The organism is Stutzerimonas stutzeri, from assembly GCF_002909485.1.
Lineage (GTDB): Bacteria > Pseudomonadota > Gammaproteobacteria > Pseudomonadales > Pseudomonadaceae > Stutzerimonas > Stutzerimonas stutzeri_AH.
The window spans coordinates 19398-39275 of the sequence record NZ_PPXG01000013.1 but is presented as its reverse complement, the minus strand read 5'-3'; the positions used below and the strand labels follow the sequence as shown (position 1 = coordinate 39275).

Below are 19878 nucleotides of genomic sequence, written 5' to 3'. Positions count from 1 at the left end.
GGGCGGGGCGCGGTGAGCGACTATCAGGCGGCCTTGGGCTTGCTGCGCGACCAGATCAGGTCGTGCGTGCCGTCCTCGCCTTCGATCAGGCGGGCATAGACCGTTGCAGGGAACGATGGATCGTCAAGGGTCACGGACACATAAGGGCGTCCGGCCTCGCTGGTCTTTTTCCACGCTGCGCCGATGTCGTGGCCAGCCGCTTGCAGGCGGTAGTCGGGTGCGCTTTCGTTGTCACCCTTGTCGTTGGGAACCAGCTTGACCTTGACGTTGAGCGTCAGGGTGCGAAGCGTGCCGGTGAAGCCGTCTTTCTCTGCGGTGAAGGTGCCAATGTTAGCCATGATGATTTCTCCTTTCGGGTTGAACAAGGTCGCGCCAGTGCGTCCTTGTTGTGATCCGCCCGGCGGGGGATGGGCTGGCCGCACCGCGGAGCGGTCGCAACAACGTGGAGAACCTGGAGGCGAAAAGAATTTGTCCCGCGAGGAATGCGCGCAGCGTAGGGGAAATTGTTTTCGCCGCAATGTTGCGGTCATAAAGCCCAATGCGCAGCCGCGCCACCGCCAGGATTCACGACAAGCCAAGGACGCACGGGTCGCCTCTCCCGAATGGAGACATGACCGACTCGGCATCCCCGTATGACAACCTCACCGGCTTGTTCCCTGACGCGGCCAGGTCAATGCCCCAGCAACAAGGTACGAGCGCTCCTGCCACAACTTGCGGCCACATGCTTGATGCGTGGCGTGGAAGCTCCACATCGAGGCCAGGTGGTGTGTCGGTGAACCGTCCTTCGTGACGTACAGGCAACGAACCGCCAGCGTCGAGCACGGCACGCTTTCGTGCAACCTGCCGCAGCAAGCCGGGGCGTAGCCCCACAAGCGCCGCCCATTGCGGCGAGGTGCTGTCGGAATGTCGGCGGCGCGTGCGCCGCTGCACTTGCATGGCTTCAATGGTTTTTGCGCAAAAAGCGACTTGTGCGCGGCCCCTTTGCCGCCTGACCGAAGGCGGTAAAGGGGCGTTTTGGCTTTGAGCCTTGAAACCGGGCGCGGCCACCGCCGCGCCCGGATTTTTGGCATTCCCCGCGCCCAAGACGGAACGGCTTGGGCGCGGAGCTGCTCCCTATTCTTTGGTTTCGATGATCCACCACACGGCACGCGGCAAGGCGCGGCCCGTGATGGGGTGTAGGTCGGTCAGGTCGGCACGGGCTGTCCAGCCGCGAGGCGGACGGTAGCCCCGCACGTCGCTATCGCCATGCCAGCGGCGGGCGCGTACCGTGCCGGGGGCATAGGTCGCGGCCATGCGCGGGCGGTTCGTGGTGTCGTGGCTCATGGGGGAATCCTCGGCATGAAAGCGCCCCGGCCGGAACCGGGGCGCTATCTGTGGTACGGGGTCAAACGGCCAGTGCCTCGGCCTGCGTCTGCTCATCCGCCACGGCGGCGGCTTCCTCCGGCGCTTCGGCTGCCTCGTCCGTCACCACCTCCTGCGCGGCCTGCTGCGTGGCTTCGGCGGCGAAGATTGCGGGCATCCAGCCAGTTCCATCGGCCAGCCGTTCGGCTTCGCTGGCAATGTCGCCTTTTTTCAACTTCGCCAGCCGGGTGACGTGCTCCGGTGCGAATTCGCCCACGGCTTCCAGAATCGCGGCCTTCGGCACATGCTGGAAATAGCCGTCTGCGGTCGGTTGCCACCATGCCGCCATGTCCAGCGCCACGGCCTGCGCCAGTTCAGCGCCGGGCTGGTGCTGCGTGGCGCGGAGCGTCACCACATCGACCGTGGATGCCACGCATACGGCCAGCAGGCGCACCAGTTCATCCTGCGACTTAGCCAGCAGTGCGGCGAACAGTTCGGCGCTGTCCTCCGGCAAGGCTTCACCCGCTACCTGTTGCAGTTCGCGCAGTGCCACGGCGGCGGGCGATTCCGGCCAGTCCGGGGCCATGCCTTCCAGCCGATCCTGCTGGGCCAGCTTCACGCCCAGCGGCAGATCGTGGCCGTAGTGGCTGCCTTGCAAGACAGTCTGCACCATGCCATGCACCAGTGCGGCCAGCGCTACCTGCGGATGCCGGGCTACTTCGATTTGCAGCGCGGCGGTACGGTGGGCACTCAACCGCTGCGCCAGCCGGTCGGACATGGCGGCGGGCTTGGGTGCTTCGTCGGTTTCCTCGCCAGCATCATCGTTCCCGGCATCGCCCTCGCTACCGAAACCTTGCCGCAGCCGTTCAAGCGTGCGCAGTGCCTTGGCCTCGGCTTCGCGCAGCAGGCCACGATGAATCACGACCTCGCCGTTGCGGTCAATGGTGACGATGGCACCGGCGGCAGCTTTGACGGCTTCCCCGTAGTCCTGCAAGCCATCTTCCAGCGTCTGCAACTGTTCGCCCAGGTGTTCGCCTTCCTCCTGCAAGGCGTCGGCCTTTTCTTCATCGTCGGCGTTCAAGGCGGCATCCACGGCCTCGGCCAGCGCCTGCATCTTGGTTTGCAGTTTCTCGATGCGTTGGGCTTCGCGCTTGTTCGGGTTACGGCGCTGCCTCGGGGCGCGCTGGAAGGCTTGCAGGTCGGCATGGGTCGCGCCGGGGGTGGCATCCACCCATGCCCAGCCTTCGGCCTTCACCTCGGCGGCAAGGCTGACCAGCTTGTCCTGCGCCAGCCGTTCCAACAGCGTGGCATCGGTCAGATACACGCCGCTATCGGCTTCCGCGAACAGATCGCGGCGGGTGCCACCGCCTGCGGCCTCGTAAGCATCCAGCCCAACGAAACGCACCAGCGGATGCCGGTGGGCATCAATCTCGCGCTCGGTCAGGCGGTCGCGCAGGTTATGCGGGCTGCGCTGCCATGTCGGCGCATCGTAGAACGCGGCTTCCTGTGCGGCGTGATCGTCGGTGATGGCAAGGGCCATCAACTGGTCAAGGCTCACGGCCTCGGCGCGGTAGTCTTCCAGCAGGCGCGGCGACACGTTGGCGAGTTTCAGGCGGCGCTGCACCACCAGCGGCGTGACGCTGAAATCTGCGGCAATGTCCTCGATGGGGCGGCCTTCGGCCACCAACGCGGCAAATGCCTCGAACTGGTCGGCGGGGTGCATGGCTTCGCGCTGCACGTTCTCGGTCAGGCTGGCGGTGCGGGCGGTGCCATCGGCCACCAGCAGGCAAGGCACCTCCCATTCCTTGCTGATGCGGTGCTTTTTCGCCAGCAGCTTCAAGGCTGCGAGGCGACGACCTCCGGCCACGACTTCATAACGCTCGCCGTCAGCGGTGGCGGTGACGATCAGGTTTTGCAGCAGGCCGACACGCTGGATGCTGGCGGCGAGTTCAGGAATCGACATGCGCGGGGTCTTGCGCACGTTGCGGCCCGTGGGGCGCGATACCAGCCGCGACAGCGGCACCAGAATCAGATTCTTGCTCGGGTCGGCGGCTTCCAGCAGCACGGCAGGCGCGGCACTGGCCGTGGCGTGGATGGCTTGGGCTTCGGTGTGGTTGATGGCGTTCATGGTGAAAACTCCTTGCGATGATGGAATACAGCAGCGAATGACGCGGCAAGGGTTGCTGCCTGCCCCTGCCGCGCAGGGAAATCAGGCTTTCAACTGGCGCAGGCCATCGGCCAGCAGCCACAGAGCGCGATTGAGGCGAATATCGGAATCAATGCCCTGCACCGGGCGGGTCTGCTGACGGCGTCCGTTGGCGCTGCGCCCGTGCAAACCGCCTTTGGTCAGGTTCTCTTGGGTGCGGTTGAACACGCTCCACAAGTCCGGGCGGTGGTCGTCGAACCGGCGCGGCATCAGGATTTGCGACTCGGTGATGGGTGCGGGCTTGTCCGGGTCGTCGTACTTGAGCGACAGCGCGGCGCGGGCGAACACTTCGGCCTCGCCTTCGTCCAGCGTGATGGCCTGCATGGATTCGCGGGATTCCAGCGCACGGTCGAAGCCATGCAGCACCTGATAGGCACCTTCGATCACTTGCCCGGCCACGTCGCCCTTATGCGGCACGCGCACATCGGCCACGGTATCGCCGCACACCAGCCCATTGCTGCATACGAAACGGAACATGCCGGCCAGCATCTGGTAGCTGCTGGTGCCATCGTGCGAGTTCAACAGGATGATTTCGTTGGCTTCGCCTCGGGCGTTGATCTGGCTGGCATGGCGCAGCCGGATCATGTGCTTGGTGTAGTCGCGCCGGTCTTCGTGGCGGGTGCGGGTCTGCGTCACCATGAAGGGCTGAAACCCTTCCTTGCGCAGTTCGGTCAGCACCGTGGCGGTGGGGATATAGGCGTAACGCTGGGAGCGACTTTCGTGGGGCGCTTCCGCAAAAATGGATGGGGCCACGCGGTGAATCTGGTCATCGGACAGCGGGGAATCGCTGCGCAGTACCGGGGAACGGGAAGCGAAACGGGATGCAAGCATGGTCTTTCTCCTGACGAAAAGGGTTTGCTGTTCAAACCGCACACCGGATTCCTAGATTCGGAGCCCAGCCTTTCGGCTGTTCGGTGCGGTTGGCACGAGGAACCCGGTTGGCCCTGTTGCCACCGTCTTTCCTGAGTTCATCGCCCGCGACGGTCAGGAGCCCACGGACGTGGGCCGTCAAGGAGAAAAGCGTCAGGGTGGTGCGGCCCGCAGGCGCAGCCGAGGACACGGCCTGGCGCGCCTTGATGGCACGCGGCCACGGGCTACAGTCGCGAGCAAGGTGATGGAGTCAGGAGAGACGGCTGGACATGGCAACGGCCGCCGTGATGTGCAGACCGCACGCAAGCGAAGCGCGCAGGCCCGAAGCTGGAAGCCGGGCCGTAGGCGTCAGCCGAGCGAAGCGAGGGAACGATGGAAGCCCGAAGGGGCGAGACGCCGCAGGCGGCTCGATGCGCAGCACGACAGCGCGACCGGCCATGCTTCTGGGCCGGGGACGCCCATGAATCAACGGATCAGCAGGCTTTTTGGCACACTGTGATCAAAGAGTCGTTCTTGCAACTTCAACGGGACATTGACGTTCAGCAGAGGTGGCAGGAAGACACCAATGGCCGCCAGCCCCAGGAAAGGCGCAAACGCGCCCGCCCCTTAACACTAGGTCGAGCGCGCGTTCTAAATGCGCTATACATCCGAAGACGAATCACTCCAGGGACAGCATCGAAACATGACCACCGTCTATATTGATGAAAGCGGCCACAGCGGGGACATGGTCAACAGCGGCAGTGCTTACGACTTCAAGGGCCAGCCCTACTTTGCCCTAGCCGGCATTGGTCTTGAGAACGGTCATGACTGGGAAGATCGCATTAATGAGCTGCGAAGCCGTCACCGCATTCCTGCTGGCGAACTCAAGTCCAAGTCGCTGACAGCCAAGCCAAGATTCTCGGCCGAAGTCATCCATGGATTGCTCGATCAACGCGCTCCGCTTTTCATCGAGGTGGTCGACAAGCGCTTCTTTATCTGCACCAGCATCACCTCGTTCCACCTCTTGCCAGCATGCCTCGGCTATACCGAGTCGGTGAAGCTTCACTTCATCAAGAACACGGTGGCAGACTTCCTGTACTTTCACGCGTCCGAAGGCGTCCTCGATACATTCGTCGCCTCGTGCCTGGCGCCGGGTGACGGGACGCTCCGCGCCTCATTCGCCGTGCTGCGCGACATGGCCACAGATCTGGGCTATACCGGCTCGGCCGTGCAAATCGCGGAAGGCATTGCCCACATGGTGCAGGAGGCTGAAGCCGAATACGACGAGCAACGTGTTAGCGGTGGCGAGGCTTGGTCGCGGTTTCTTCCGCCCCCCGACCTTAACAAACATGCGAAACAGGTCTGGATGTTGCCGAACCTGACGTCATTCACGAGCATCTACGCCAGGATGAATCGCTATTACAGCAGGCGCTTGGCCGGCATCCGCTTGGTACACGACCAGCAATTGGAGGTGGAGAACATTCTGCGCCAGGGAAAAATGACGGCCGAAAACCTGAGCCACTCGGTCGATCTGCCCTACACCCCGCAGTCTGACTACCGGTTCGAGGAGGAAGCCAGCATCGAGTTTGCGCAGTCGCATGAGGCCATCGGCGTGCAGCTGGCCGACATCGTCGCGGGTACTGTGATGCGCTACTTTCGCGACACGGACGCCGGCGCACCCGTGTCGAGCGAACTGCGCGAAGCCATGATGCGGCTCATTGACGAGGGCGATGAACGAAGGGGCTACGGCCTTAATCAAGTCGTAGCCACTGCCAACGTCCGGCATGCCGAATAAGTGAATCAGCCGCGGTGACGGCCCCCGTACAGCGAAACGTCAAGGCAGCGAGGCGTCCAGCGCAGCTTTGAAGGTGGACGCGTTGTCCCGCAGAACGTGATCCAGATTTCCGAATACATTACGAAGCTCCTGCCGGTAAGCGTCCTTTGTAGGCAAATCCGATCCGACGATCACGGCCTTCAGGAATGACGCTGCGACATCAGCCATCCTCGGATCGCTCTGGAGCCTTACATAACTGCGAATAGCGATTTCCAGCAGATGCGTCTTGAATGACGCCGATAGCTTCTCACTCGGAATGATGTGTTGCAGCATCGCCCCCATTACCTTGGTGGCTTGCTTGGAGATATAGTGGCGATCGAAATCAACGGCACAACGGGTTGCCTGTGGGATTTCGGAGTCATCTATGCGCGCGCACTGCTCAGCCCAATCCGTAGAGACGCCAACCATGCGGCCGAGAAGGTAGTGAAATGGCGTTGGCCACTCCAGATAGGCCTCCTCGTCGGATACGCCAGACATTTGCTTGAGGATCTTTTCGGCGAAGTCGTCAAAATAGTGCAGCCACATATGGTCTTGCAACCCTTGGTGGATGCCTTCATGGACCATGATCTCAAAGAGCGTTATGCCTGAATTGATCGGGCAACGAAAACGCCCGACCTCTTGGTAGGAGCCCAATGGTTCGTTTAGCGTTTCGGCCAATTGCTTGTCTTCGTCCAATCGGCGGCGTACAGAATCACCTATCGCAGCCTCCACGTCGTTTTTTACCGCCATCGCTGCATCGGCGAAGAAGAAGCGAAGTAGCCGATTGCTTTCAGGCAAGTACAGACGGCTTCCGCCATTGAGATTGCGGTTGTTCTTCAGCTCAACGTAGAGGCGGCTCCCCTTTGCATCCAACAGCGCGTCGATGTAATGCGCAATGAAGTCGGAGCGTATCGCTTCGTCCGCCTCCAGCAGCTTGAGGCAGAAGTGTGGGTGCGCCTGCGCCAAGTGAATGGTTAACTCAGGTGAGGTGACCAGATTCAGGAGGGTCTCCCGGGCTTGTAAGCTAGCTTGGTCTCGCTCTGCACATCTGGATTTCAATGTGTGCAGAGAACGGCGCCACTGCTGGCGCCATGCTGAAGGAGGTTTGGGGGGCTCCCCGCGCAAGAGTGCCGCCAGTTCATCCTTGGAATTACCCCCGTTGTCGATCCAGCACACCAGCCAAGACTGTTGCCGGGTTAGGGAAATAAGAGTGGGCAGTTGGGGTTCGACCAGCAATACCAGTTCGTCATAGCGCTTGGTGAGGTGCAAGTTTTCGATCAATTCACGAAAGACGTGCACTCGCCCCCGGGCCAGCGTCGGAAAGCGTGTTCGCCAAAAGAAGTACAGTGCCACCGAGAGCAGCAGCAGATACACCGCACTTGAACTGTCGAGCCCCCATTTCCAAGGTCCCAAGCTGTAGTACAGCCCAAGTTGCTCCAAGACCGGGGCGTACATCAGGTAGTGGACAAGAAAAAACACCGATCCACCCACGACCCAATCCAACCATGTAGTGCAGAAGCGAAGCCGGAGCCGGTTAGTGGGAGAGATGAGCGCCCACACAGCGGCGATGACTCCCAATATGGTGAGCAGGCCAGTAGTGTCTATAGGAGCGGAGGCCGTCATTGGAGCTATTGCATCCTTCCGTTGGTCGATGGAATCGCACCTAAGTGCAATTTGCGTCCATACCGGCGCAAGGCATCTAGGTGATAAAAACCGATGTTCGTTCCCAAACATCGGGCAATCAATCTAAGCATTGAGCGTTCAATGCTGCCGCAGTTAGCGATCCAGCCTAACCCTCAATCGACGTGCGCGTTCGCGGAAGGCCTCTTCCCCGCCCTCCAGAATGTCGCAAACCGCCTTGCGAATAGCAGTGTTCTCAAGGCCGCCAGATGTGTATTTGAGTGGGGGCAACCCACCAGCAGGATGAGGGCCAGCGTCGGCGACAATGATCTGGTCCGCATCAGTGTTGATGACGAGATTGGCATTGTGCGTGACCATGATTACCTGGCGTTTGGCCTTAGCCGCGATAAACAGGGCGACCAACTCCTCGAACACAGATTTGGGGTCCAAGTTCTCCTCTGGCTGATCAATGATAAGTGGCCGATCGTCAGCATCGTCCAGTGCCAAGTAGAGAAGAAGAAGTACGATACCCCGTGTTCCAGGCGACAGCTTTCGGATATCCATTCCGTCATAGACTATTTCGTATCGCACCGAGATGTGATCGGTGGCGAAAAGCCAGTGAGCGAACTGCTTCAACCAGCCACGAAACTCTGCTTGTTGATTCTGGCCAAAGGGAGCCTGGCTCAGAAGGTCGCGCATGTATTGCGAAATAAAATTCGTCATCGCTGCCTGCACGTCGGCAGCCGAACCTATTTCCCATGCTGATCGTAGGGTTTTGTCCGCCAGAGCGATTAACGCGCCGCGGCCTTGGAATGGCCCTGCCTTCCGTCGGTCGAGAAGGTCTTCTTCAGCTACAGCTCCCCAGGCAGCAACGTCAACGACGCGGCGAACCGAGAAACCGAGCTTGCGAAGGGTGCCGGTGGACGCATTTAAGCGCGCCATCAGGGGGCCATAAAGATCGGCGAGCGAATTCTGCTCGTTGATGATCGCCTGAAATACTCGGCCATAAGCCGCTTCCCGCTCGCTCTGGAGTTCCTTACGACGCGCGCCAGCGCCTTGAGCGTCGGTTAGGCGTGTTTGAAGGCTAATGAGCGCGGCGTTCTCTTGGGCGATGCGCTTTGACAGGGTGGAGTACTGACCGCGAACGACATTGTCGGCGCTTACCAGCACCTCCAGCCGGGCCATTTCAGCCAACAGCGTATTAAGGGTTAATTTAGAGATGTCAGAAGTGTCTGGGAAGAGCGGTGTGTTCGGGTCGCTGGCCGAAATGGCCGGACCTGTGAGTGCTGCGATTTGCTGATCGGACCATGTGACATAGCTGGTCAAACTCGTATCGACATCGCCTTTATAGATCAGCAGGAACTCATCCCATTGCTGCTGATTGAGACCGCTGTGAACATGTCGCTCCTTGGCTTGGCGCAGCAGCTCGGGGGCCTTGGTATTGCGAGTGCTTACCACCTCATCCTGCAGCGCAACGAATGTCCGGCGCTGATTGCCGTAGGCTTGGATCGTTCCGCGCAGCGTCTGCACGGCCTGTCCAAGCTGGGTGTGGCGATTGGCCTGAGCCTCAGTTCCCTTCACGACAAGCTTGGCGAGATCTTCGTTGTAGCTTTTGATCTGGCCGGTCTTTTGCGTGACTTGCAGCGCTAGGCCTGTGGTAGCAGCTTCCTTTTCAATCTCCGTGGCAATGCGCTCGGATAAATCGGCGATTGCCTCAGCCTCCCGTTCTCGGGCCTGCTGAAAACGGGCGGTGCGGAAATCCCTCAATTCAGCAAAGTCGATAGCGCCGTCAAGATCATCCTGTGGATGGGCATCAAAGATCACACGCTCTATCTCCGCGATGAGTCCATCGGAGACGCCAGCAGAGGAGCAAAGCTCCTCTACAAATTGCTGAGATAAGTAGCGCGCTCGGGGAAAGGCAAGATGACCGTTTGCATCGCGCCCGTCGAGGAAGCGTGTGACTGAAGCACCTCCACCCCATGTCAGCGTTGCAGTCGCCTGGCCAAGCAACTGGCGTGCACGGACGAGAAATGACGGGCTGATGTTTGCGCTCGCATTCCAAGCGGCTGGAGTGATTGCGTCACAGCCGGCGGCAATCATGTCAGCAAGTGCGGTCTTGCCTGAGCCGCGCGCGCCGATGATCGCGACAAGCCCAGGATTAAGTGGCATGTCCGGAGTTGATGCCCAACTGGCATCTCCGATAGCTATGTTCGAGATTACTTGGGAAGGCATGGCCGTGGACGGCGATTCGCTTCCGACATAAGCACGACCTTCGGGGTCGATACAAGCCTGGCGCAGGGCGTCGAACTCTAGACCACCCTTGATCCACGAATAACGCTCTTCAACCGGCTCGCCTACGGTTTTCTGGTCGTGGGCATCGCTGCCGTGGAGACAGGGCTTGCAGCCGCCATAACGCTCCTTGAGTTGGTCGAGCGGCACACCCTTGCGACCAGACCAGAATTCGCGCTGTGCCGTACTGCTTGAGAAGATGATGTGGGCGAACTTTTCGATCTCCTGACGCATGGTTGCGTCTGCGGCTTGGCGTAACCCCGAAGTTCCGTCGCCCGTCGCGCCAGCAACCGCGATGAGGATGTTGGTCTTCGCCCAATCGCTCTCTCGCATAACCCGGCGGAGCTGGTCAAAATTCACTTTGAACTGCGTGGCGCCGTGCGAAAGCGCAGCGCGGTCGTCGATGATGCTAGTGTCGGCTTTTCTGCCGAGGGACATCAGATCCAGGCGGGTGCAGTTGAAGGTATCGCCATGCGCCTGGAACTGAAGGCGCTGAAGGATGCGGTGCAGTTCTGCGACGTGGTTCGGATCTTCAGGACTGACTAGGAGATGCACGTTGACAAAGCCAGACTTTGCAGCGACATCTAAACGCAATTCGACGTTGGGAAAAATGAGTTGTATATCTTTTAAACGGCCAGCCGCCTTTTGCCTTAGCACCTCTTCGTACGTGTCGGTAAGGTAATAGTCAGTCACCGCCAACGCCTCAATTTTCGGCGTGACTGTCTCAAGCTTTTTGAGATAGGCATCCCAAGGGGAGTCGCTGCCAAACTGATTATTTAGAACGGTTCCTGGCGCATGGATGTGCGGTTCCCAGCGACGCCATTCAGACCCACGACCAATCATTTGCTCATCCTTTGCGGCCATAGACCGTCCTTGTGACCATCTTGGAAGACTTGCTCGGCGTGACCGAAGCAAGCAAGTTTGTAACACTTTATAAGATTTCTGAAGGGATGAGCACTCAACTACATAAAGTGATGCCGGCTCAACAGGAGCTAGAGCCTGTTATGAACCACTGGCAGAAGCCAGCAGTCGCGCGGCATTGGGCAGCATGAACACGGAAAAGACGAGGAAGTGCAGTCCGCTGAGCACTTCGGGCAGCCGTTCATAGTTCCGAGACAGTCGTCGAAAGCGCGCCTGCCAACCAAAGCTACGCTAGACCACCCAGCGCCTGGGCAGCAGTACGAAGCCTTTCTTCGCTTTAGGCAGCTTCACGATCTGCAGTGTGATGTCATGTTCCTTTTCGGCCTCTCGCGCTTTCTCTCCGGTTAGCTCCGGTCGGCCCATGCCAGCTCGATTGTGTGGCCCGCGGCCGCTGCACTGCGGCGCAGATGTGGTCGACCTGGGCACGCTCGCGTTCTTCGGCCGGCGTAAGGTGCACTGCCAGCAGGTGATAGCCAGCGAAGCCATTCTTCGCCGCTGACGTCCGTCGGGTAGGGCTTGCGGCGCAACACCGCACTCTAGCCTCACTGCTATTGCGGCGCTTAAAGTTCAGAAAACGCTCTAAGTGGCTGATTGTTTCGAACGCTTTAAGCATCGGAAAAGCCGCCAGCGCGAACCGTGGCGGCTTGGTACAACGCTTTGGAGATCAGGCTATTCGTGCGTAGGTTTTTCCTTCCAAGACTCGTTTCACTTGGTCCACGTCTTTCGCCCCGATGCGCACGTAAATTTCCTCGGGCGTGTGGTTTTTGGCGAGCTCGCGTATCGCCTTGACTTGGACCACCGATAAGCGCCCGTCCCGCCCGCAAATCTGCGCTATCGCCCAGTCGTTGTCCTTCCACTTTTCGGCGACCCATGGCGCCGGTAACCCCAAGCGGGGATGGTCATTCAACCACTTGTGCAGAATCTTGTCGCGGTCATCGGGCAGAGGAACGACGCCTTTCAAAAGCAATCCGTTTTCGCGCAGGTAGTGTAGGCCGCTCTTTCCGCCCGGCACCATGTTGAGCCGGCGTTCGTCATCCCAATGCCCTTCCACCAGGAACTCTTCCGCCTCGTAGAGCTGCTCCACATCGTCGGTGATAGCCATCACCTTGTGGTGCACGTACGTGAGACGCCCACCCTCTTGCTCTTCTCGAAATCGGCGATGGAAAAGCAATGGACTGCCCGTCTCAATCGCGCGACGGTGCTCGGACCAGCGCTTTTGCCAGCTACGGGTGGACACACCCACATAAAAGGACCCGTCGTCGGGGTATGACGCACCAGCGCCGAAGATGTGCTGGTAGAGGACATATGCGCGTTCGGGGTAGTGCTTGGGCGATAGCAGGAAGTGCGCGGGCACCGAAAATACAAGGCTAGGGCTCCTGATGGTGCTTTCGTTAATCTGCGTAGCTCCGCGCATGGCCGCAGCCAAGTACGCGGGGTCAGTAACGACTTCCACCGAAATCGTAGGCTGGATAGCTAACTCGCCTTCACCTAGGGCGCCGAGACCGTACTCTGGCTTGCGGTCCACCGTTCTGTGCCCATCCATGAGCTTCCGGAACGGAGAGATGAACCCCGGACGGTCGCCCATGAAAATCATGCGCACCACGGGTATCACTTGGCCTGGCTTGAGCCTAAACACGCCGTGGGGATTCGCAGCCACCCGCGCCCATTCCCGCCCGTATTCGGAGGACCGCACGAAGTCTTCAAGCAGCTGCTCAACCTCGCGCCGCCTTCCGATCATCGACTTCGGCGCAAGATGCTCCCACCAAGCCTTGTTTAGCTTCATCGCGTCACCGCTTATCCTTCAAAATCCGGCCGGCCAATCCCATCGTTGGCGTGCCGTTTGAGAGCCAAGCTTGCACGTGTGTGGCTCCTACTTCCAAACCAGCGCCCAACGCGGCATCGCCTTGCGGGGCATCACAGCACCCCAGCCTCATTACTATTGCGGCGCTCAAAGTTCAGAACACGCTCTAACGCGCACAAGCCATCACTTTGAATGCCAGGAGCATGCCCTGAATAACTACGTGAACCAATGAGGATTGAATTACCATCCTCTCATTTTGAAGATTCGGCCGTGATCCCCCTCATCATGTAGCGTGACGACGATTTCACCCGCTGTAAAAACAGGGGCATCATCTTCTGCTCGTACTGGCAAATCGGAGTCAATCAGCGTGATGACCGGCTGCAACCCTAAATCTGCATAACGACGCACAACTGTCATCAAGTTCTCTTTCTTTCGGTCGTCCAGCGATTCCAGCACACCGTCGTGATACACAAAGCGCGGGAACTTCTCACTCAGGTGCGCACGAAGCACAGCCATATCAAAAGCAACACACAGCAGCTTTCGGTAAGTGTGTCCCAAGTCAGCGCTCGTGGCGTTGCCAGAGCCATCGAGAATTTCCGCCTTGAAATCCAGATGACCTGCCTGATTGAGCGCCACGCTCAATAGCGCCTTGCGATCAATGACTTCCTCAACAATCTCGCTGAAGAAAACGCGAATCGTGGAGAACAGGCTTGCCTGATCAGAATTCTGCTTATCCACGTCGGCTTCGATCCGCGCCTGCAAATGGTCGCGCTCTTCCGTCAAGGCTCTAATCTCTGTACGCAACTCCTGAAGACGATGCAGATGGCCTTTCTGGTGTTCCAGCGATGTGATGTCCGCACGCAGCGTCACCATCTCATCCGAAAGTAACTTGTATTTGGTGAAAACATCCGTTCCGCTTAGGAAGGAGAGCATCTCTGAACGTTTTTTTCCCAAGGAGTTCAGTTCTGCGTTCACTCGCTTCAGTTCCCCCTCGATCTCCGCAAATTCCTCTTGGAGATAGCCGCGCCGCTCATCTGTGATAGCTCGGTTGAAGGCGATCAATTGCTGGAAATCTTTCTTGATCTGTCCCTGGAACAGCACGCCAGCTTCGCCAAACAACCTCTGGGCTTCATCAGGGCTAAACAGAATCTGATCCTCCTGCAATGATGCCTGCACCTTCTTCCTGTTTTGACTCAAAGAATAGCGTTCCGAGTTCAGCGCAGCGATGCGCTCATCAACTTCTTCCACCACCTTCTTGGTGCGATCCTTGTCTAGAGCGCGAAAATCGAAAGCATCCAGCAGCACTTGCTTCTTCTCCGCATCTTTTTGCTTGAGCAGAAGAATGCCCTCAATCTTGCTGATGTCCTCGATCGACCCCCCCAATTCATTCTTGATGGCTTGCGCCGTCTCCTGCTTTTTGGCGAGCTCATGCTCTTTTGCATAGTGCTCGGCAATAAGCTTGGCATCAAAGCCAAGAAGGTGTGCAAGGAATGGCTTCCAATCAGCATGTTTGGAAGCGAACTTGCGAAGTTGGAAAACTTCGCGGAAATCCTCTTGTGACCGCAACAGATAGCCAAGCGCTTTGCGGTACGACCACGGCTTGAGAGCACGCCAGTCGAGCAGGCCATCAAGCAGTTCTCGTGCACGTTCAAAAGGAACGTCCCGATGACCCCATTCCGCGAGCGCCAACGCCGACAAGTCCTGATGGCCTGCCTCATGCTGCTTAAAGGCGATTTTGGTCGCGTCTTCTACGCTGCGTCGGATCGTGATGAAGGAGCCGTCCTCCAGTTCAACTTCAAGGAAAAAGACGAAATCCTTGAACAATTCAAAATGCTTGAAGAGGAAGAACTTAGGGTCTTTTCCTGCCAAGAATCCGAAGTCCAAAAGACGCCCCAGCGTGGTCTTCCCAAGATTGTGTGTGTCCTTGTTCCGATTCTCCGGCAGACGGATTTCCGCCATGACGACATTCAGTCCAAGAGCAAAGTCCACGGGCTCAAACACATCCGGCTTGTTGGAATAGAGTTTAGATAGCTTCATTTGGCCCTACGTATTCGACTGCGTCCGTCTTAGGACGATATTCAATCAGGCCCATCAGATAGAGAAAATTGAGTGCAGGCAGGAAAAGCACGTCGCCGCCGACAACGTGCTTCTTTGCAAATTTGCGCAGCACATCGTATTCATCGACGCGACGATCTTTCAGCCGCGAAAGGAGCAGAAGAGAAACATTAATTACTGTGCGATCAGGATGTGAGTGCTTGGTTGGCCGCAGCATCATCCACCTCCCCGATGTCACAGTTCCAATACATGTAGAAAAGAATGGCTCTCGTCAGTCGCTTGTGGGCGTGTTGCCGAAGAACAGGGTCGCGACTGAACAACAGATCCACCAGATATTCCATGACTTCGTCGAAGGTCTGATAGTCCTTGCGCTTCGCAAGGATCTTGAGCTGAAACTCATCGACCACAGATTCGTACATGCGCAGCAATTCGATATTCTCTGGCGCAGCCAGAAAAGTGCGAATTTGCGCCGTTTCCTTCAGGTATTTACGCCGCTGCTCCTTTGCATATGCTGCCGTCATATTGTTGAGCGCGTTCTTCTCCTCATACGTCACGCGCACGGTGGGCGGGTCGTCGAGTAACGCTGTCAGGTCATCCTTTTGGCGCGCAAGCGCCTGAACAACCTCGGCAAGATCATCTGGACTGACAATCAGAGGCGAGTCCACCGCATCCAAATTCGCCTCCAGGGCCACTTCTGGAAAGCGTTTCAGCCAAAGTTCTAGTTGTTCCAGGCCGCAAAGATAGATAGACGAAGCAGGGACGCCGCATTCGGCGGCGATGTGGTCACGGATTTCTGTCTCGGAATTTCCGGTCAGGCGGCGATTCGCAAACAGCATGTAGTGGTCGAGTTGCTTGGCCTCGCGCAGCTTCTTGATGCGTGGCACTTCTTTGCCGACCACCGTGTTGCTGCTAGATGTACTGTAGAAATCCAGTTCCGAAAAGCTGCGGTTGTACCCGTTGGTATGCTTGGCCTGAACAATGACCGTGCCCACCCACGGGGCGGCCTTACTGGGGTGCAGTTCCGCCGTGCCGACAAATTTTGCGTCGCGCCCGCCATCCGGCCCTTTTGCGAATCCCTGAACGGCGATACCGAGCAAGCGTTGGCACAAGAGCACGATCAGTACCTCGAACTGATCGTCGCTCAAATCTTCATAGGCAAACTTCATTCTCCCCATCTCCCTCTATACAGACGCCACAGACTCATGCGGCAACCGTAATGCACGCCGAATGTGCATGCCGCGCAGGCTGCACCACAATCTCTACGCGCTGGTCCAGTGAAACCAGTGCCTGCATCAGCCGTTCCAGTGAAATGTTCTGGAGCTTGTAGCGGCGGACTTGAGACACTTTCGGTTGAGTCATGCCCGTGATCGCAGCAATCTCCGTCTGGCTCAGGCCGCGATGGTCAATCAATTCATTAAGCTTGAGCGCGAGCGCTGCCTTTGCCGAAAGCTCTTCAGCATCGTCAAAGCCCAAATCTCGCAGCACGTTGTCAGTGCCTTGCGGATGGTCACTACGCTTCATCGTTTATCTCCCGCTCGTCTTATGACGGGCCACCATGGCCTTCAACCGCTTCTCGATCAGTTCCACGTCCGGCTGCGGCGTGGCGATGCCGGACTTGGACTTCTTCTGGAACGCATGTAGTACATGTACCGCATCGCCCATCTTCACTGTATAGACTGCCCGGAAGGTGTCGCTTCGGTGGTCTTCCACCAATTCGTACACACCGGAGCCCAACCCTTTCCAGAGCTTGGCCGAAGGCGGCGTGCTGCCCAACTGGACGATGAACAACGCGACACCCATGTCCTTCTGTACGTCGATGGGAAACTCCTTGAAGTCCTTCTTAGAGGAGCCTTCCCAGTACAGCAGCTTGCGTTCCTGAACCAGGATTATATCCGTTCGGGTATGAATCGCAAGAAGTTGGCCTAGCTAGCCGCTGTTTCCACCGGATCAGTTCGCCGCGCCCCGGTGATGGCTTGGCGTCGGTTGGCCACCAGTTCGGCCGCCTCCCGGACCGGCTTGTCTTCTGTGTGGACGTAGCGCATGAACATCGCCACGGTCTTGTGCGCCGTCAGCGCCATGCCGACCTTGACGGGGATGCCCGAATTGGCAATGTCGGTAGCCGAGCGATGCCGGATGCCGTGCGTCCCCACATGGGTCACGCCGGCGCGCTTGAGGATGCGCGTCCAACCGCCGTAATACTCGCCCGTGGTCATGTGCTTCCCGGGATGGTTCGGGGACGGGAACACATACGGGCAACCGTCCTTCCGGGGCGCGGTAGACAGCAGACGATGGGCTTCCTCGCTCAAGGGCTTGGACATGCAGCCGGTCTTACTGTCGGGCCAGACCACGCGCCGGTTCTCCAGATCAACCCAATCCCATTGCAGCGCGACGACTTCGGAGCGGCGGCCCGCAAACTCGAATTGCAGCCGGATCGCCAGCGGCAGGATCGCGTGATCCTGCCCCAGGCCGTCGGTTTCCAGAAAGGCGAGATACCGGAACAGCTTGCCCATTTCCTCGTCGCTTATGAGGTGGGTGGCCTTGCCGTTGGGATACATCGGGACATGGCGGCACGGGTTGGTGCCGTCAAGCCGATAGCCCCACACCTCGGCCAGATTGAACATCTTACGCATGACGCTGAAAGTACGGTTCGCCTCGGCCGGCTTGTGGACCATCTTCTTCATGGCCGACGCCACGTCGGGCCGCTTCACGTCCTGCACCTTGATGCGGCCGAGCATCGGGACGATGCAACGGTCGATGACCGCCTGGTACCCGCGCTGCGTGCTGGGCTTGTTACGCTGCTTGGAGTGGTCCTCCATGAACTTCTTGCACAGTTCCGCGACCGTGGGGGCGGATCGGGCGGTTGCCTTATCGGCGCTGGGATCGCCGCCCCGGCGCACCTGCGCCAGCCACTCCTGCGCCAGCGAGCGAGCCTGCTCAACGGTCAACTCCCCGAACAAGCCCAAGGCGGGCTTGCGGCGCTCCCCGGCGTTCGTGCGGTACTGGAGCATGAAGACCTTGCGGCCCGCCGGTGTAATCTTGCACAGGAAGCCGGGCACCAGCGTGTCCCTGAGTTCGACGGCCTGCGCCTGGGGTTTCGCCGCCTCCACGGCGGACTTGGTGAGCTTGATTCTTGCCATGATGACTCCTCGGAAGGACCCGATTCCCAGGAGCCTTGTAGGGGCCAGCAGAGGGGAAGCTAGGTCAGGTTTCGGAAAGCACCGGCATATGTTGGACTCGCCTAAGTTATTGATAAACCTGCTGTATGGGGCTTCGGCGTAGTCCAGCGAAGTTCGGTACGGGAGTCATGGTGAAATAAAAAAAGGGGAGCAGACGCGAATCTGCTCCCCTTTCATTTTTTGCAACGCCCTGATCAGGCCGGCGCGGAAGACCGGATCAGGTGATCGAAGGCGCTCAGCGAAGCCTTGGCGCCTTCACCCACGGCGATCACGATCTGCTTGTACGGCACCGTGGTCACGTCACCAGCAGCGAACACGCCGGGGATGCTGGTCTGGCCCTTGGCATCGACGATGATCTCACCGAAACGCGACAGCTCCAGGGTGCCCTTGAGCCATTCGCTGTTGGGCAGCAGGCCGATCTGCACGAAGATGCCTTCCAGCTCGACGGTGTGCATCTCGTCGCTGGTGCGGTCCTTGTAGACCAGGCCGGTGACCTTCTGGCCGTCGCCCTGGACTTCGGTGGTCTGCGCCATCTTCAGGATGGTCACGTTGGACAGGCTCTGCAGCTTGCGTTGCAGTACGGCATCGGCCCGCAGCTCTTCGCCGAATTCCAGCAGGGTCACGTGGGCGACGATGCCAGCCAGGTCGATGGCCGCTTCTACGCCGGAGTTGCCACCACCGATCACCGCCACGCGCTTGCCCTTGAACAGCGGGCCGTCGCAGTGCGGGCAGTAGGCGACGCCACGGCCGCGGTATTCCTGCTCGCCGGGCACGTTCATTTCGCGCCAGCGCGCGCCAGTGGCGAGGATCAGGGTCTTGGCCTTGAGCTCGCCGCCGTTTTCGAACTGCACGCGGTGCAGGCCGTCGTCGCCAGCCGGAATCAGCTTGCTGGCGCGCTGCAGGTTCATGATGTCGACGTCGTATTCACGCACGTGTTCTTCCAGCGCGCGGGCCAGTTTCGGGCCTTCGGTTTCCTTCACCGAGATGAAGTTCTCGATGGCCATGGTGTCCAGCACCTGGCCGCCGAAGCGTTCGGCCGCAACGCCGGTGCGGATGCCCTTGCGCGCGGCGTAGATGGCCGCTGCGGCGCCGGCCGGGCCACCACCGACCACCAGCACGTCGTAGGCGTCCTTGGCCTTGAGCTTCTCGGCATCACGGGCGCTGGAGCCGGTGTCGAGCTTGGCGAGGATCTCTTCTTCGCTCATGCGGCCCTGGGTGAACAGTTCACCATTGAGGTAGATGCTCGGCACCGACATGATCTGGCGTGCTTCGACTTCATCCTGGAACAGCGCGCCGTCGATGGCGACGTGCTGGATGTTCGGGTTGAGCACGGCCATCAGGTTCAGTGCCTGGACCACGTCCGGGCAGTTCTGGCAGGACAGCGAGAAGTAGGTTTCGAAGCGGTAGTCGCCGTCGAGGGCCTTGATCTGCTCGATTACCTCGGGGGCGGTCTTCGACGGGTGGCCACCGACCTGCAGCAGGGCCAGCACCAGCGAGGTGAATTCGTGGCCCATGGGGATGCCGGCAAAGCGCAGGCTGATGTTGCCGCCGATGCGGTTGAGCGAGAACGACGGTTTGCGCGCGTCGTCGCCGTCGGTCTTCAGGGTGATTTTGTCGCTGAGGCTGGCAATGTCCTGCAGCAGGCTCAGCATCTCCTGGGATTTCTCGCCGTCATCGAGGGACGCGACGATCTCGAAGGGCTGGGTGACCTTCTCCAGGTAGGCTTTCAACTGGGTTTTGAGATTGGTGTCCAACATGAGCAGCGGTACCCCGTACGGAATTCAGGAAATAAAACGCCCGGACGGTT

Annotated in this window: 15 protein-coding genes and 1 pseudogene; 1 reads left to right on the top strand and 15 read right to left on the bottom strand. The window is 59.2% G+C overall.

From position 1 onward, the window contains the following. Window positions 1–23 precede the first annotated feature (23 nt). From CXK91_RS22310 to CXK91_RS22290, 4 genes are all read right to left on the bottom strand, one after another. Window positions 24–338: a DUF736 domain-containing protein gene (locus CXK91_RS22310; protein WP_028624809.1), complete on the bottom strand. Its 315-nt coding sequence runs from the start codon at window positions 336–338 to the stop codon at window positions 24–26. A 775-nt stretch (window positions 339–1113) separates the two neighbouring features. Then, a complete protein-coding gene (locus CXK91_RS22300) occupies window positions 1114–1323 on the bottom strand; it encodes a hypothetical protein (protein WP_028624810.1) in 210 nt (69 codons plus the stop codon). Window positions 1324–1384: 61 nt separating this feature from the next. Further along, on the bottom strand, window positions 1385–3469 hold the full coding sequence (locus CXK91_RS22295) for a ParB/RepB/Spo0J family partition protein (protein WP_103458174.1): 2085 nt from the start codon (window positions 3467–3469) through the stop codon (window positions 1385–1387). Window positions 3470–3550: 81 nt separating this feature from the next. Continuing rightward, complete coding sequence (locus CXK91_RS22290) at window positions 3551–4378, bottom strand: DUF932 domain-containing protein (protein WP_029043638.1); 828 nt, start codon at window positions 4376–4378, stop codon at window positions 3551–3553. A gap of 721 nt (window positions 4379–5099) precedes the next feature. Between CXK91_RS22290 and CXK91_RS22285 the strand changes: the two genes are divergently transcribed. Further along, window positions 5100–6191 (top strand): DUF3800 domain-containing protein, encoded by a 1092-nt coding sequence (locus CXK91_RS22285; RefSeq protein ID WP_103458173.1) that lies wholly within the window; start codon window positions 5100–5102, stop codon window positions 6189–6191. 39 nt (window positions 6192–6230) lie between these two features. Here CXK91_RS22285 and CXK91_RS22280 read toward each other — a convergent pair whose 3' ends face one another. The 11 genes and pseudogenes from CXK91_RS22280 to ahpF all read right to left on the bottom strand — a co-directional run bounded on the left by CXK91_RS22280 (window position 6231) and on the right by ahpF (window position 19828). Beyond that, window positions 6231–7700: a hypothetical protein gene (locus tag CXK91_RS22280; protein WP_256055805.1), complete on the bottom strand. Its 1470-nt coding sequence runs from the start codon at window positions 7698–7700 to the stop codon at window positions 6231–6233. A 285-nt stretch (window positions 7701–7985) separates the two neighbouring features. Further along, entirely contained in the window at window positions 7986–10961 is a 2976-nt protein-coding gene (locus CXK91_RS22275; protein ID WP_103458176.1) for a TrlF family AAA-like ATPase, read from the bottom strand. 159 nt (window positions 10962–11120) lie between these two features. Next, window positions 11121–11505: pseudogene (locus CXK91_RS22965) on the bottom strand (transposase); the annotation flags it as partial. Window positions 11506–11703: 198 nt separating this feature from the next. Beyond that, window positions 11704–12822, bottom strand: a complete 1119-nt coding sequence (locus tag CXK91_RS22265; RefSeq protein ID WP_103458171.1) for a hypothetical protein — start codon at window positions 12820–12822, stop codon at window positions 11704–11706. A 258-nt stretch (window positions 12823–13080) separates the two neighbouring features. Beyond that, window positions 13081–14877, bottom strand: coding sequence for a DUF2326 domain-containing protein (locus CXK91_RS22260; protein ID WP_103458170.1), 1797 nt, complete (start codon window positions 14875–14877; stop codon window positions 13081–13083). Next, window positions 14864–15112 (bottom strand): ABC-three component system middle component 8, encoded by a 249-nt coding sequence (locus tag CXK91_RS22255; protein WP_103458169.1) that lies wholly within the window; start codon window positions 15110–15112, stop codon window positions 14864–14866. The genes CXK91_RS22260 and CXK91_RS22255 overlap by 14 nt, the downstream gene beginning before the upstream one ends. Next, window positions 15081–16061 carry an ABC-three component system protein gene (locus tag CXK91_RS22250; protein WP_103458168.1) on the bottom strand — a complete coding sequence of 327 codons (981 nt, stop codon included), beginning with the start codon at window positions 16059–16061 and terminating at the stop codon, window positions 15081–15083. The genes CXK91_RS22255 and CXK91_RS22250 overlap by 32 nt, the downstream gene beginning before the upstream one ends. 34 nt (window positions 16062–16095) lie before the next feature. Then, the gene (locus CXK91_RS22245; RefSeq protein ID WP_103458167.1) at window positions 16096–16416 is read right to left on the bottom strand and encodes a helix-turn-helix domain-containing protein; all 321 of its coding nucleotides are present in this window, start codon (window positions 16414–16416) and stop codon (window positions 16096–16098) included. Between the two features lie 3 nt (window positions 16417–16419). Then, window positions 16420–16779 carry a type II toxin-antitoxin system RelE/ParE family toxin gene (locus tag CXK91_RS22240; RefSeq protein WP_103458166.1) on the bottom strand — a complete coding sequence of 120 codons (360 nt, stop codon included), beginning with the start codon at window positions 16777–16779 and terminating at the stop codon, window positions 16420–16422. Between the two features lie 38 nt (window positions 16780–16817). After that, a complete protein-coding gene (locus CXK91_RS22235; protein ID WP_103458165.1) occupies window positions 16818–18032 on the bottom strand; it encodes a tyrosine-type recombinase/integrase in 1215 nt (404 codons plus the stop codon). Between the two features lie 233 nt (window positions 18033–18265). Next, the gene (ahpF, locus tag CXK91_RS22230) at window positions 18266–19828 is read right to left on the bottom strand and encodes an alkyl hydroperoxide reductase subunit F (protein WP_103458164.1); all 1563 of its coding nucleotides are present in this window, start codon (window positions 19826–19828) and stop codon (window positions 18266–18268) included. Window positions 19829–19878 lie beyond the last annotated feature (50 nt).